13 protein-coding genes are annotated in these 14,188 nt (G+C 41.2%); 4 read left to right on the top strand and 9 right to left on the bottom strand.

Annotation, left to right across the window (positions count from 1 at the left end):
* Position 1: 1 nt before the first annotated feature.
* The 8 genes from J4N42_RS00945 to J4N42_RS00910 form a co-directional block, all read right to left on the bottom strand.
* Positions 2 to 697 (bottom strand): WbqC family protein, encoded by a 696-nt coding sequence (locus tag J4N42_RS00945; RefSeq protein ID WP_252029067.1) that lies wholly within the window; start codon positions 695 to 697, stop codon positions 2 to 4.
* Positions 694 to 1,761, bottom strand: coding sequence for a DegT/DnrJ/EryC1/StrS family aminotransferase (locus tag J4N42_RS00940; protein WP_252029066.1), 1,068 nt, complete (start codon positions 1,759 to 1,761; stop codon positions 694 to 696). Before J4N42_RS00940 ends, J4N42_RS00945 begins: the two co-directional genes overlap by 4 nt.
* On the bottom strand, positions 1,762 to 2,631 hold the full coding sequence (gene rfbA, locus J4N42_RS00935; protein WP_252029065.1) for a glucose-1-phosphate thymidylyltransferase RfbA: 870 nt from the start codon (positions 2,629 to 2,631) through the stop codon (positions 1,762 to 1,764).
* Entirely contained in the window at positions 2,631 to 3,695 is a 1,065-nt protein-coding gene (gene rfbB / locus J4N42_RS00930; RefSeq protein WP_252029064.1) for a dTDP-glucose 4,6-dehydratase, read from the bottom strand. The genes rfbA and rfbB overlap by 1 nt, the downstream gene beginning before the upstream one ends.
* Before the next feature lie 2 nt (positions 3,696 to 3,697).
* Positions 3,698 to 5,272 carry a KpsE/RkpR family capsule polysaccharide export protein gene (locus tag J4N42_RS00925; RefSeq protein ID WP_252029063.1) on the bottom strand — a complete coding sequence of 525 codons (1,575 nt, stop codon included), beginning with the start codon at positions 5,270 to 5,272 and terminating at the stop codon, positions 3,698 to 3,700.
* A 79-nt stretch (positions 5,273 to 5,351) separates the two neighbouring features.
* Positions 5,352 to 6,137, bottom strand: a complete 786-nt coding sequence (locus tag J4N42_RS00920) for an ABC transporter permease (protein WP_252029062.1) — start codon at positions 6,135 to 6,137, stop codon at positions 5,352 to 5,354.
* Complete coding sequence (locus J4N42_RS00915) at positions 6,137 to 7,918, bottom strand: polysaccharide biosynthesis/export family protein (protein WP_252029061.1); 1,782 nt, start codon at positions 7,916 to 7,918, stop codon at positions 6,137 to 6,139. The genes J4N42_RS00920 and J4N42_RS00915 overlap by 1 nt, the downstream gene beginning before the upstream one ends.
* A gap of 4 nt (positions 7,919 to 7,922) precedes the next feature.
* Positions 7,923 to 8,303, bottom strand: a complete 381-nt coding sequence (locus J4N42_RS00910) for a hypothetical protein (protein WP_252029060.1) — start codon at positions 8,301 to 8,303, stop codon at positions 7,923 to 7,925.
* A gap of 364 nt (positions 8,304 to 8,667) precedes the next feature.
* Between J4N42_RS00910 and J4N42_RS00905 the strand changes: the two genes are divergently transcribed.
* From J4N42_RS00905 to J4N42_RS00890, 4 genes are all read left to right on the top strand, one after another.
* Positions 8,668 to 8,919, top strand: coding sequence for a hypothetical protein (locus J4N42_RS00905; protein ID WP_252029059.1), 252 nt, complete (start codon positions 8,668 to 8,670; stop codon positions 8,917 to 8,919).
* Between the two features lie 77 nt (positions 8,920 to 8,996).
* Positions 8,997 to 9,716, top strand: a complete 720-nt coding sequence (locus J4N42_RS00900; RefSeq protein ID WP_252029058.1) for a YjbF family lipoprotein — start codon at positions 8,997 to 8,999, stop codon at positions 9,714 to 9,716.
* Positions 9,685 to 10,491 carry a capsule biosynthesis GfcC family protein gene (locus J4N42_RS00895; RefSeq protein WP_252029057.1) on the top strand — a complete coding sequence of 269 codons (807 nt, stop codon included), beginning with the start codon at positions 9,685 to 9,687 and terminating at the stop codon, positions 10,489 to 10,491. The genes J4N42_RS00900 and J4N42_RS00895 overlap by 32 nt, the downstream gene beginning before the upstream one ends.
* Positions 10,491 to 12,752 (top strand): YjbH domain-containing protein, encoded by a 2,262-nt coding sequence (locus J4N42_RS00890; protein WP_252029056.1) that lies wholly within the window; start codon positions 10,491 to 10,493, stop codon positions 12,750 to 12,752. Before J4N42_RS00895 ends, J4N42_RS00890 begins: the two co-directional genes overlap by 1 nt.
* Before the next feature lie 172 nt (positions 12,753 to 12,924).
* Here J4N42_RS00890 and epmA read toward each other — a convergent pair whose 3' ends face one another.
* The gene (epmA, locus tag J4N42_RS00885; protein WP_252029055.1) at positions 12,925 to 13,896 is read right to left on the bottom strand and encodes an elongation factor P--(R)-beta-lysine ligase; all 972 of its coding nucleotides are present in this window, start codon (positions 13,894 to 13,896) and stop codon (positions 12,925 to 12,927) included.
* Between the last annotated feature and the right edge of the window lie 292 nt (positions 13,897 to 14,188).

Genomic DNA, 14,188 nt, shown 5'->3' with positions numbered 1-14,188 from the left:
ACTAAATCCTTGTACTTTGATTCAACAACTCTTTCACTTCAGTCTTACTACACCACATTAAGGCATCGATAATAGATAAGTTGTCAACGAAGTTCTCACCCTTAAGGCCTTGAGAATACTTTACGGGTCGCTTTTCAATAAAGCTTAATTCAATGCCGTTTTCAGAAAAATCTTTCTTATTATACAATGACAGTCCACCTATTGTATTAATATACTCACTTGCTTCATATAGACCACAAATACTATATATTTTTTCTTCGGCACGACCTTCTCGCATATAGTTCAACTTGCTAGAATGATTATAATTAATTTCAATACCTAAATAATCAAATACAGATAAAATCGATGATGTAGCAACGCACGAAAGATTTCTATTATCTTGGTAAAGTACGCTTTCAATTAGGGGCATAACCTTTTTGTAGTTCGGTGATTTAATATATGCCTGTCTAACCGTTTTAACTATTTTTTTCATATTATTGGAGCAATCTATTTCATTAATTTTCTTATTAGAAGAGGCTCCAACAAGTGGAATAGTAAAGCGTTGCGGGTTATTACCAACCAATATGTTGTTTCTATTAATATAACCACCTTTTATATAGGTAACATCATCATAAAAAACAAACACATCAGATTCATATGCTAATTGGTAATAGCCTAGATAAGGAAAAATATAGGGTTGCATTAATGCTAATTTCATAACCCCTCCTTTATAATACGGCAAATATTATTTATCAAACCTTTATCCATAGTGTGAAATAGTGGAAGGCAAAGTATTGATTCACTTATTTCATTCGAATTTTTACAGAGATTATTGCTCCCATAGACACCATCTAAAGATGGATAGAAATATCTTCTAGGATAAATTGCTTGATTTTGCAGTGCCTTCATTACGCTATGAACTGCACTTTCTGACTTCATGAGTATAGGGAAGTATGCTACAAGATCATTTGCACTTTCATGCACTCTCTGAAAGCTAACTTCATCACCAAGATTTCTTTTATATTCACAAATCGATTTAGTTCGGCTATCAATAATGCCTTCCATATCATCTAGCACACAAAGGCCCATGGCAGCTTCAAACTCATTCATTTTCGCGTTTGTACCAAGACCTTCAATAGTTTCTGGCCCTGTAATCCCAAAATTGATTAACTTACGAATACGCTCAGCTACCTCATCACTTTCAGTGATTACTGCACCACCTTCAATCGCGTGAAATAACTTAGTTGCATGAAAGCTTAAGGTACTGATATCACCATACTTTAATACGCTTCCTCCTTTGTATTTGACACCAAAGGCATGTGCTGCATCATATATAACTTTAAGGCTGTATTTATTCGCTATCTCTTGAATTTTTTCAACTTCACAAGGGTTTCCAAACACATGTACCGGAACAATTGCCGAAGTATCTTTAGTTATGAGCTTCTCTATATCAGTTGAATCAATATTCCAACTATTACTATCTATGTCACAATATACAGGTTTTAATCCTTCCCATAGTAAAGTGCTAGAAGTAGCAGCAAAAGTAAAAGGCGTAGTAATTACCTCACCCGTAATGTTTAGCGCTTTATATGCAACTTGCAGAGCTAATGAACCGTTAGCAACGCAAATAACATGTTTTACACCCAAATACTCTGCTAAACGTTGCTCTAACTCTTTCAGAAGAGGGCCATTGTTGGTTAAATGCTCAGATTCATAGATACGATCTATGTAAGATTTATACTTATCTTTATTTGGCAAATAGGGTTTAGTTACTGGAGTCACTTATTGCTCCTCCACTAAGCTTAACAAGTATTGCCCATAGCCATTTTTCATTAGTGGCTTAGCAAGCGCTCTTAACTCATCTTCGCTTAACCACTTATTGAGGTAAGCAATCTCTTCTAGACAAGCCACTTTAAAACCTTGCCTTTTTTCAATCGTCTCAACGAAGTGGGCCGCTTCTAACAGGCTACCGTATGTTCCCGTATCTAACCACGCAAACCCTCGACCAAGAAGCTCTACATTTAGCTTACCTTGCTCTAGATAAGCTTGATTGATCGAGGTAATTTCCAGTTCTCCACGGTCAGAGGGTTTAATCGACTTCGCAATCTTAACGACTTGATTATCATAAAAATAAAGACCCGTAACAGCAAAATTAGATTTAGGCTTAGCTGGCTTTTCTTCAATCGAAACCGCCCTTCTTTCTTGATCAAACTCAACCACCCCGAAACGTTCGGGATCTTTTACTTGATAGCCAAAGACAGTTGCACCTGATATCAATTGGGCTGCTTGCCTTAACTTCGGAGAGAAGCCTTGTCCGTAAAAGATATTGTCGCCTAGTACTAAACACACCGAGTCATCACCAATAAAGTCTTCACCTATTATAAAGGCTTGCGCTAGCCCATCCGGGGTTGGCTGAATTGCATACTCTAGTGAGATACCAAACTGGCTTCCGTCTCCAAGTAGCCTCATGAAGCTTTCTTGGTCTTCTGGTGTGGTTATAATCAAGATCTCCCGGATACCTGCTAACATAAGCACCGACAATGGATAATAAATCATCGGTTTATCGTAAACAGGGAGTAACTGTTTCGACACCCCTTTGGTTATTGGGTATAAGCGTGTGCCAGAACCACCCGCTAAAATTATTCCTTTCACTATTTATTTATCCCTAGCCTTTCTCTTGAATATGAGCCATCCAATACACGGCTCCACCACTCTCGGTTATTTAAGTACCATTCCACAGTTTTTCTAATACCTGATTCGAACGTTTCTTCTGGTTTCCAAGAAAGCTCTTTCTCGATCTTTGATGCATCAATTGCATAACGAACGTCGTGCCCTGGTCGGTCCGCTACATAGGTGATTAACTCTTCATAGCTCGACACACCTGGGGGCTTAGTTGGTACCATCTCTTCGAGTAGAGAACAAATCAGTTTAACTACTTCTATATTGGCTTTTTCGTTATGGCCACCAATGTTATACGTTTCACCCACGGCCCCTTCCGTTACCACTTTATATAAAGCACGTGCATGGTCATCTACGTATAACCAATCACGTATTTGCATTCCATTCCCATATACAGGTAATGGCTTACCATCTAGCGCATTGAGTATCATTAAAGGAATCAGTTTTTCCGGGAAGTGATACGGGCCATAGTTATTAGAGCAATTAGTAATAATTGTTGGTAAGCCATATGTTCTTTGCCATGCCCTTACCAAGTGATCGCTAGATGCTTTAGAAGCTGAATAAGGGCTTGATGGCTCGTACGAGGTCGACTCAGTGAATAGATCATCGGTGCCTTCTAAATCGCCGTACACTTCATCGGTAGATATATGATGGAAACGAAACTCACTTTTTGCTTCTTCGCCTAAACTATTCCAGTACTGACGAGAAACTTCCAACAAGTTATAAGTGCCAATGATATTAGTTTCGATGAACTCTGCAGGGCCATCTATTGAACGATCTACATGAGATTCAGCCGCTAAGTGCATCACTTTATCTGGTTTATGTGCTTCAAAAACTCTCTTCAAGCTCTCACTATCACAAATATCGACTTGTTCGAATGCATAACAACTGCTCTCTTCAACTTCAGCTAAAGATTCTAAATTGCCTGCATACGTAAGTTTATCGACATTCACTACCGAGTCACTCGTATTATTGATAATGTGGCGAATTACGGCTGAGCCAATAAACCCAGCCCCACCAGTTACTAGTATTTTCATTATTATTTCAATTCTTCTATTGTAGCGAAAACAATACGTCCAATACCATATAGCATTAAGAGCAATACACTAAGTAATGTAATATTGTAAATTGCTTGTGGATAGCTATTGTCCTCCGGCAATGTTGGAGATTCGACAACAACTAAATACTTCAGTTGACGATAGGCTTCTATTCGCGACTTTTCCAAAGATATAGTCGAAGAGGTAAAAGCTTTCAGAGCTAGCTCCAGCTCAATCTTCAAATCTGCAAACTTGGCAAGTACTTCACTGACTGACAACTGGTCTCCCTCATGTTCCGGAGCAACGCTAGTTTGTCCTTGCTGTGTCAGCCGTTGTTTTTCTACATCCAACTGAGAGACAAGAGCCCTAAGTTGGTTCTCTAGATTAACTACTTGCGGGGCAGATTCACTCATAATACTTTTCAGCGCTTTTAACTCGGCTCTCTTGCTTGCAATTTGCCCCTCAATGCCATAAGCAATCTGTGATAGCGCACTTCCTTCTGCTTCAGGGTTGAGTAAGTTGTATTGCTGTTGAAAAGTGAGTAAATCAGTTTGAGCTTTTTGCAACCGTTGCTCGACTATTTCGTGTTCACCTCGAATAAACTTTAATTGCGCATCAGCTAATTGGTGGCCTATGTCATTAATGTACCACTCAGCTTTATCCGCAATCGCTGTAGCCAACCTCTGGGCAAAGTCCTCAGTAAATGCCTGAGAATAAACAGTAATCACTTGTGACTTTTCATCAATTTCTACAACTACACGCTTAGCAAAATACGCTATAAAATCTTCTTGAGAATTCCAGGCATGCATTCGACTAAAAAAGTCACCATTACCTTCAAAATGCTCGCGAAGCCCTAGTTCATTGTTAAGGAAAGTCAGCATATCGTTTGAATATATATACGCTTGGGCTAATTGTGTATCTGTATTAGCAGTGTTGACCCCTAAGCCACTCAACAACGCCATGCTTGCATCCATAGTAGCCATGCCATCAGGTTGCTGAACAATTAACTGTGCTCGGCTCTCATAACGAGGACTTGCCCAAATAGTCTGATAAAATGTGAAAAGTAAAACGGGAAATACCACGAATACTTTGAATGAATTCAGCCCAATCCAGTTTCTGCATGTAGCATAAAAGCTTAGGTTATTTCTTTCTTCAACAAACTCATCTTGTTGTAATTCAAGCTCAGGTTTTTCTAATGCTTGTCGAGATTCAGACTCATCAATAGTAACTTTTTTACCTTCTCCCTCAGTGAGGTATTTAGCCTCACTAGAGCTTATTGTTTTAGTATCAGTATGTTGAGGAGACTTGATTTCTACTTCTTTTTTCTCAATCAATTGCTCTTCAGATGGTGGATCAATTGATGAGTTTTTCGTACGTGTTCGAATTTTTTTATCGGTTCGTTTAACCGCGTTAGCTTGCAGATTTCTAACTCTTTTGAAAATTCGTAGACTCAGTTCTGGATCTGTAGCTTTAATAGCTTCTGCATGCGTAGATAAAAACTCAATACTATTAAACTGACTTGGCTTTAGTGATATTCTAAACTGCTTAAATTTTTCAGACAATTCCTGTTCTTTCATACTATATATATACTCAATAACCTAGTTATATAAAATAGAAAAGGTTAGTTTTCATAATTATTTTGATAACTATACTTGTTCATCTACTGATTGATTGTTTCCAATAAACTCTGTAGCTCGACAATGCCAAGAATGTAAACACCAATGTAACTATATTAAGGTATAGTTGACTCACTCCAACTGCTCCAAATGTCGGATATGCTGCTTGCCTAGAGAGCTCAATTGCATGCAATATTGGATTCCAATCGAAGTACCCCCATGACTCCCTTGGTAAGTCCTGCAACGAAAAAAAAGTACCAGAAATAAACAACAATGGTCGTTGCATCATTTCTCTAGCCTTATCCACTTCCGGAATAAACGCTGCAAGTAAAGCAAATAAGATTCCTACACTTACAGCAAGCAACCAAATTGTTAAGTAAATAACAATAAAACCAAGTGGGTCATGAATATATATCTCAATACCAAGGAAATACATAGCTAAAACAATAACAGCCATTACACACACCTTCACAAGAAATTCAAAACCTACAATAGCAACAGTGGAAGCGATTGGTTGAACTTGCCTAAATGCAAATAATGGTTTGTTTCTTTTAATACTTCCTGCAGAGGCCCTCATTGTATTTAGAAATGTTTGCATTATTAACATTCCATAAACAATGAATACAAATGAAGGCATAGTGTGTGTGTCACCTCCATCTAGCCGCCCTCTAATAAAAGAGAGTATAAAAATAAACGAAACGGGCTGTATTACCGCCCAACTCACCCCTAATTTATCGTTAAACTTGCTTTTTATCTCCCGCAAAAATATTGCAAAGATCACATCCCCCCATACTTGGAGGGTTGTTCTTTTATTTACTCCAGCCATTACTCCAGTACCACATTAGCTGCCACAGCAATTTGGTAGATGATCTGCGTGATGTCTTTGACTGCTTGCATCGTCTTAGTGTCGACTTTAGGGAGTACCAAAATTTGGTCGCCTTTTCTAATCGGCTTACTTAAATCAAACTCGAACAAGCCATTGGCGCGAACAATAGCTATTCGGCTATCTTCTGCCCTGTCTGTAAAGCCACCTGCCCAGGCAATGTAATCGTCCACAGTCGCATTCGGGTTATAAACTACAGCTTGTGGCATCAACACTTCACCCGCCACTTGGATAAGGTCACTTTTATATGGAATAACCACCTTATCACCTTGCTCTAGGCGAATATTCGCAATGTTTCCGTTATCCGAAACTATGACTTTTCCTAATGGCTCGACTCGTCTTGCTCTATCAGTAAACAACATCACCATTTCAGCTTCTTTTGCTCGAATTGCAGCTTCACCATCAGAAGAGGCTGGTGAAGTGAATACACTGCGCTCTAAACGATTGAGTGATTCTTCAATCATCTCTTTCTGTTTTTGTGCAACACTTTCGCGAAGAATATAAATCGAATCAAAATCAGCTAACTCAGGCTCTATTGGAATGTGGCTGAGTAACTCATGCAGTCGGGTGGTTTTTTTTACAGCAAAATAGGATGGTCCAAGATAGCTACCCATTATTTGTATATCAATAACTTGGGCATGTAAGTCATCATTAAATAGGACTTTATCTCCATCTTGAAGAGCGAAATTTAAGAACTCTTTGTAAGGCATATATAAAGAGAATGGGCCCGATTCTCTATTTCCAATAACACCAACATGGCTAACTTTCGCGAGCGGACGTGAATACTCAGTAAGCTTTGAACCCGCAGCAACATTTGTTTCTAATTCGAAACGAAATGGATTTCGTACACCGCCAGCTACTGTTATCGCAGCTTTTTGAGGCTTAACTAAGATCACGTCACCATCTTTAAAACTAAGGGTTGGCATTACCCCAGTGCGAACAAAATCATATAAGTCAATCGTCTCGATAACTTGATTATCTCGTAATACTTGTATTTCGCGGTAACTGCCGCGCTCTGGGTCTATCCCTCCCGCTCTTTTCAGATAATAAAGAACGCTATCAGAGGCCATACCTGCATACTGCCCAGGGCGAATTACAGGCCCAGAAAGGTAAATACTCACAGGAGTCGAGGTTAACAAGTTCACGTAAACGCTAACGTTATTGGTGTAAATTTGTTTAATTTTCGAAGTAACATATGCGTTCACTTCGCTGGCGCGCAAATCTTGCACTTTAATTGGGCCCACTTCAGGAATGAATATATTGCCCTGATTATCTACCGTGACTACATTCGAGTAGTTCACTGCACCCCATAACCAAATATTGATCTTATCACCTGCAGCAATCAGATAGTTATCATTTAATCCATCTGTTCTTTCTGTCTCATATCCACCAGCAAATAAGTTTGCTCCATATGGAGGTGGGTACTCTTCTCCACTAGAAGGTAGTAATTCCCGGACGTCTGTTTCACCCGGTAACATTAAGTTGCGGCGATTTTCGCTTGTGTAACCACCTTGTTCAAGGGCTTGTGTAGGCGTCGAGCCAGAACCACCTGCGGAATTAGTATTGCCGGACTGCGGAGCAACCGTTACCGCACTGCTAGGTAAAGCATAGGTACTTGCTCCCTGTTGCTGATTCAGTACAGGGTTAGCAGATACAAACGAAGCAAAGCCAATACCTGCCAGAGCCAGTAGCTTGCTGAAAGTTCTTTGTTTTAATCTAGGCATGGGATTACAGCTGGATAGATGAGGAGGATTGGATAATATCAGGAACTAAGTACCAAGCTCGAATTTGATCTTCGTACTGTTTCTTTTCAGCGCAAACAACTCTCGTTGTTTTTCCTTGTTCAGGTTCTTCGATTGTCAATTCACGACACTCGTTTCCTAAACTGGATATATAAAAAGGCCCCAGGGATATGTGGTATTTGTCATGTATCAACTCTGTTTTATACATGTCTTCTAAATCTTGCCTGTAGCTTGCTGGCACTTTAGTTCCAACACTTTCTATACTTGCTGCAACTAGTGGTAGGGAGGCTTCAACATGCCGTGGCTGGCTACTGCAGCCCGCAAGGATTAATGCACATAACCCCAAAAGCCATTTGTTATTCATCATACTTTTGTTCTTAAATTTTAGGCACGCTACCGCCCGTTGATTTCAGCGATAACCAAACGTCGCACATTGTCATTCGTTGGACAATTACAAATAATTAATAATAAAATCAGTATGGTATGGAGGGGGCTTATGGAAGTTGTTTCCTTACCTCACAAATCCGACATACCTGTCAATTAAACTGGGAGCAGTATACTTTTTTTATGCCTTGTAAGAAAAGCCTTGCATGATTTTTATGCCGGGATTGCTCTCAAATTATGCAAAATACCTTTTTACATAAACTAGCGTGTTGAATACAATGTTCATTAGGTGCATCTTTTTTGCACCTACATCGATGTAAACATTGTAAATTTACAAGGAACTAACAATGAAAAATATTGCTTTGGCAATGCTTGTTGCGCTAGGCGCTTCAACAAGTGCTTTTGCAGCAACTGAAGAAGCTACTACTACAGGTACTACTTCGGGTTCTGCTGGCGCTTCAACTGCTGCAGCTACAGGTGCGGCTACAACTTCAGCTATTGCTGTAGGTGTTGTTGCTGCTGTTGCTGTTGTTGCAGTTGCATCATCAGACAACGATGGTACTACTGGTACTACTGGTACTACTGGTACTACTCAGTAATTGCTGAGTATCGTTGCTAGATCAAACACCCTTAGCTTCGCGCTAAGGGTGTTTTTTTAAGTTTCCGAGGCAATACAATGTTTTATTTCCTAAGCGGCAAGCATTCCCTGCGCGTAAAAAAAATACCCCGTTCAATTTTTGCTCTTTCTTTCATGTTGCTAACAGGGTGCAGCCAGAAGTTTCAAGGCTTAAATGCCACTATCGAAGAAGCCCTATACGGCTTTGACGATGTTGCTCTAACTAAAGAGCAAGTGCAAAACATTCCATACGCCAGCATGTACGTAAGAATTAATGATGGCCCACGTATCTTCATGGTGCTGGCATTTGCAGAAAAGAACCCAGCCACAGGTGCTGAAAGATTAAAATGGCTATCTGCCGACAGTGCTATGATCGTTACTGAAAATGGCCGCATTGTTAAAACACTTAACCTAGAAGAAGCCAACATCGCTGGTATTTCAGTAGCCAAGGAAAACGCAAGCGGCGATAACTTACCACTCCCGCTGGTTAGTTCTGTTACCAACTGGCAGGCAACATATGATTGGCAGCCAAACTATCGATTTGGCAACAATACAATTATCACATCAGCAAAAGTGCGTGAAGAAAAACTAAATTCATTACTTTGGAGTAGAGATACGTCACTTATCGAAGAGCATATCGTCTTCTCGAATAGCAAGGCATCATTGGCAAACCAATATTGGGTGGATAATTCAGGCAATGTTGTTAAAAGTGACCAGTGGTTAATCCCTGAACAGCTATCGATCAGCTATGAAGTTCTCAAACCTTATTCAAGTAATTAGTAAGCAGGGCCGCTCTATGAACCTCAAATACGGCATCGCATTTTTTTCCGCTTTGTGCCTTTCATCACCTACTCTCTCTGCGGAAACGAATAGCAAGTTATCAATACAGATACCTTCTGAAAGCATCACACTCTCTTATCCTGAGCCAGTTAGATTGGAGCAGGTTTTTAAAGATACCATCGCGAACAGTAAGCAATCTTCCCCACTCGCCTACCCATTGGCTAATCAAATATTTGATATATCCAAAGAGCATGAAGCGGAGCAACTAAAAACAGGCGTACTCAAGCAATTGAATCAACTTGTTGCTGAAGAAGATACATTCAAAGAATCCGCAAAGTTGCTCATTGAACAAATCAAACGCTGGGATGTAGGTTACCGTGAGAAAATCTCACTCGATTACGATGTGATCCGACTTGTCCCTTCATCTAACCCGATACTTGCTGGTCAATACGAAATTATTGTTCCAAACCGCAGCAATCAAGTAATTGTTGAAGGCCTTCTTTTTCGTCCTGGTACACTCGAGATTCGTTCCGGCTACACCGTGTCAGACTACTTAGCCGAAGCAAGTTTGCTATCCAGCGCTCATCGCAGTTACGTATGGATAATATACCCAGATGGCGAGTTTACTCGTTCTGGTTATGCCTATTGGAACGATGACCAAGCAACTGTTGCTCCAGGCAGTATTTTGTTTCTAGGTTTTAATACCGACTCGGAAGAAATGCTCGAGTTGGAGAGAAAAATCGTAACATTAATTAGCATGAGAAAAGGCTTGTGATGAAAACTCAAAAACCCACTTTACTCCTAGCTTCTATTGGGCTTTTGTCAACTACACCAAGTTTCGCAAGTGCTGACGCCAATTGGAAAGTATCCCAATCCGATTTTGGTGGTACTGGTCTTATGCAAACGCCTACCGGTCGAATGGCGGAACCTGGTGAGTTCAATATTGGTGGTAACTGGAACCAAGACTACCATCACTATATGGCATCGATTCAGCTAATGCCTTGGGCAGAAGCGACTATTCGATACACTCGCGTTCCTGATGTTCTCTTCAATCCAGACCCAAACTACAGCGGAGATAATCTCTACACAGATAAAGGGATCGACGTTAAATTTAGACTACTCGAAGAAAGCTACTGGATACCGGAAACCTCGATCGGTATTCGAGATTTTGGTGGCACTGGGATGTTTGATGGTGAATACATCGCGGCAACTAAACGTTTCGGGCCTGTCGACTTTACCTTGGGCTTCGGTTGGGGATATTTAGGTCAAAGTGGCAGTGCTACTAACCCATTTTGTAAGATAGATGAGGATTTCTGTGACCGAGATGGCGATATTCACAACGTAAAAGGTAAAGGTGGTCTCGTTGAATTTGAGCGTTGGTTCAAAGGGCCAGCTTCGTTCTTTGGTGGTATAGAATATCAAACTCCCTATGAGCCTCTTCGAATTAAGATCGAATACGAAGGTAACGACTACAGCGAAGACTTTCCTACACAAGAGAACGACCGAAATCCAGAGCCAAAAGACATGACACAGCACACACCGTGGAACTTTGGTGTGAACTACCGTTTGGGTGACTGGGGTGATGCCAAGTTAAGTTACCAAAGGGGAGATACCATCACTTTCGGTGTTAACGTGTACACCAACTTTAATGATATGAAAGCAATATGGCGTGATGACGAGAAACCTGCCGCCGAGATGCGCCCAACAGCATTTGATACCGTAGAAGACACTGATTGGGATAAAGTATCAAAAGAGCTCGAAAGCAATGCTGGCTACAAGCAAAATACCGTTAGCGTGAAAGACGATACTGTCATTGTTAAAGGCGAACAAAAGAAGTATCGCGATCGCAGCGAAGCATACGACCGTGCGGCGCGAGTATTGAACAACAACTCAACTGAAAGTATCAAAACGTTTGAAATCGTCGAGCAGAAAAATGGCTTAGATATGACTAAGACCACGATTGATCGTGAAACATTTGTCAACGCTGCGAATCATATGTCAATCGACTCGGACGTAGAAGATGCTTTCTCTACCACTGAACCCATTACAGAGCGAGGCCAAGAGGTTGCTTCCAGTAAAGAACGCTGGGATTACAACTTCTCTCCAGTGTTAAAGCAAAGTATTGGTGGTCCTGAAGCTTTCTACCTATACCATTTTGGTATCAATGCTAATTCAAATGTGTGGCTAACGGATAACATCGAACTCGGTGGTTCAATCTACTTTAACCTGTTCGATAACTACGACAAGTACAACTATGGTACAGACAGCCCGCAATCTCCTCACGTGAGTAATGAGGCAACGCCAAGGGTTCGTACTATGTTCCGTAGTTATGTACACGACAACCCTGTCCGTTTAGAACACTTGCAATTAACTTGGTTCGAACAACCAATGGATGAGATTTATACTCAGACTTATGCAGGTTATCTGGAAATGATGTTCGCTGGTGTCGGTGGTGAAGTACTTTACCGTCCAATGAACAGTAACTGGGCATTTGGTTTAGATGCAAACTTCATTAGCCAACGTGACCCAGATTCATGGTTCGGCGTTTATGATGAAGATTACTTCTACTACGACGGTTCTGATCCAAACTCGGCTGAATGTGTCGCCAACCCTACGTCTTGTCGAGCCTACGTGCTCAATAAAGGCTTTACAGGGCACCTAACGACTTACTACACACCGGAATGGTCGTTCTTGGATAGCACACTGTTTAAAGTCAGCGCAGGCCAGTTCCTAGGTGGCGATGTAGGTGCTCGAATCGACTTCTCGAAACAGTTTAAGTCGGGGGTTTCTGTTGGTGCATATGCAACCTTTACTAACCTAACGGCTGAAGAATATGGTGAAGGTAGCTACAACAAAGGTTTCTACATCTCGATTCCACTCGATATCATGACGATCAAGCCTGGTGTTGGCCGTGCAAATATCGGTTGGGAGCCTATAACGCGTGATGGTGGCCAAATGCTGAACAGACAGCACTACTTATACAGTGTGACGGACTCTCGTTCTCCTTGGTACCAAAGACCAAACAGCGTCGAATAAGCGATAAGCCTATCGCGAGGTAAAACTTAAAAGGGTTGATGTGTATGCATCAACCCTTTTTCTTTTCCTACAGCACATGCATATTCCGAGCATGTACTTCCTACCACAGGTTGCTACCCAACTAGAGCACCATTCATTTTTAGCTTTATCTTAGTTAGCTTCGCGGAAACGGCTAGCTGCGTGGCAAAGGAAAGGCCGTGACATCATCGATATGCTCACAACCTAGAGCTAGCATGATCAAGCGATCAATACCTAGCGCAACGCCAGCACACTCTGGTAGACCGGCTTTTAATGCGTCAATGAGATTGTGATCAATTGGCTGAGGTTTTAACCCCATTTTCACACGTAGTGCATTATCTTGTTCAAAGCGGGAAAGCTGCTCCACAGGGTTATCCAGTTCATGGAATCCGTTAGCGAGCTCTATACCTTTAAAATACACCTCGAAGCGATCTGCTACACGGTTGTCACGCTCGTTGATCTTAGCCAGCGCCGCTTGAGAAGCAGGAAAATCATACACAAATACTGGCTTGGATTGCCCTATTTCTGGCTCTATGCCGATACTAAAAAGTAGCTGTAATAAGGTGTCCCTATCTTGCTCGGGCTCTGCGATATCACTTAAACCAAGCTTTGCTGCCACTTTCTTTAGCTCACCCATGTCAGCCTCTAGTGGACAAATGCCTAATACACTAATGAAAGCGTTTTGATACGTTATTCGCTCTGCTGCTTCACTTTTTAGTACTAGCTGAAGCAACTCATCCATTTCGTCCATTAAATCATGATGATTAAAACCAACTCGATACCACTCCAACATAGTAAATTCTGGATTGTGGTAGCGACCGTTCTCTTCATTTCGGAATGCTTTGCAGATCTGGTAAATACAGCCGCTCCCCGCAGCAAGCAGGCGTTTCATGTGAAATTCCGGACTGGTCATTAGGTATAAACTTTGCCCTCCAGCATAGCCGGGCCCAACAAACTCGGTTTGAAAGGTGTGCAAGTGCACATCAGTCACAGTGGCATGACTCATCGCAGGCGTGTCAACTCCCAGCACGTTACGCAACTCAAAGAAATGGCGAATCAGCTTCAAGGTTTCAGCGCGCTGCTTAAGCTGTTGAATGGTAGCGGTAGGTTGCCAGGAAGATTGCATCAGGTGAGCCTCAATCATGCTATGTATCGGTAGTGAATGGTTAGCGGGTTGCCGAGAAATTACCACCTTTAACCCAATTTGCAAGCAGTTACACGCTGCTGGATTGAAGTGAGCAAATAACGTACTACAGTAAAGTTTTCTATCTTTCTTACCACATGAATATTGATAACAAAAATCATACTCAACAAGTAATTAACACATGAAGTGCCAATAGATAGTTAGACCGAATTCATTGCCGTGATAGCAGTCACATAAGCTATATTTTTTATGCTCTTGTATGCATTTCCGGTGA

Origin of the sequence: Vibrio sp. SCSIO 43135 (assembly GCF_023716665.1) — a bacterium.
GTDB classification, from domain to species: domain Bacteria; phylum Pseudomonadota; class Gammaproteobacteria; order Enterobacterales; family Vibrionaceae; genus Vibrio; species Vibrio paucivorans.
Note: the sequence above shows the minus strand (reverse complement) of the source record. Positions and strands in the feature narration are given on the sequence as shown.

What these genes read in the sequence shown, in the direction of transcription:
- J4N42_RS00915 (WP_252029061.1), bottom strand. Translation starts at nt 7,918, where the DNA reads ATGCCTAGATTAAAACAAAGAACTTTCAGCAAGCTACTGGCTCTGGCA.
- epmA (WP_252029055.1), bottom strand. Translation starts at nt 13,896, where the DNA reads ATGCAATCTTCCTGGCAACCTACCGCTACCATTCAACAGCTTAAGCAG.
- J4N42_RS00910 (WP_252029060.1), bottom strand. Translation starts at nt 8,303, where the DNA reads ATGATGAATAACAAATGGCTTTTGGGGTTATGTGCATTAATCCTTGCG.
- J4N42_RS00945 (WP_252029067.1), bottom strand. Translation starts at nt 697, where the DNA reads ATGAAATTAGCATTAATGCAACCCTATATTTTTCCTTATCTAGGCTAT.
- J4N42_RS00890 (WP_252029056.1), top strand. Translation starts at nt 10,491, where the DNA reads ATGAAAACTCAAAAACCCACTTTACTCCTAGCTTCTATTGGGCTTTTG.
- J4N42_RS00925 (WP_252029063.1), bottom strand. Translation starts at nt 5,272, where the DNA reads ATGAAAGAACAGGAATTGTCTGAAAAATTTAAGCAGTTTAGAATATCA.
- rfbB (WP_252029064.1), bottom strand. Translation starts at nt 3,695, where the DNA reads ATGAAAATACTAGTAACTGGTGGGGCTGGGTTTATTGGCTCAGCCGTA.
- J4N42_RS00905 (WP_252029059.1), top strand. Translation starts at nt 8,668, where the DNA reads ATGAAAAATATTGCTTTGGCAATGCTTGTTGCGCTAGGCGCTTCAACA.
- J4N42_RS00895 (WP_252029057.1), top strand. Translation starts at nt 9,685, where the DNA reads ATGAAGTTCTCAAACCTTATTCAAGTAATTAGTAAGCAGGGCCGCTCT.
- J4N42_RS00900 (WP_252029058.1), top strand. Translation starts at nt 8,997, where the DNA reads ATGTTTTATTTCCTAAGCGGCAAGCATTCCCTGCGCGTAAAAAAAATA.
- J4N42_RS00920 (WP_252029062.1), bottom strand. Translation starts at nt 6,137, where the DNA reads ATGGCTGGAGTAAATAAAAGAACAACCCTCCAAGTATGGGGGGATGTG.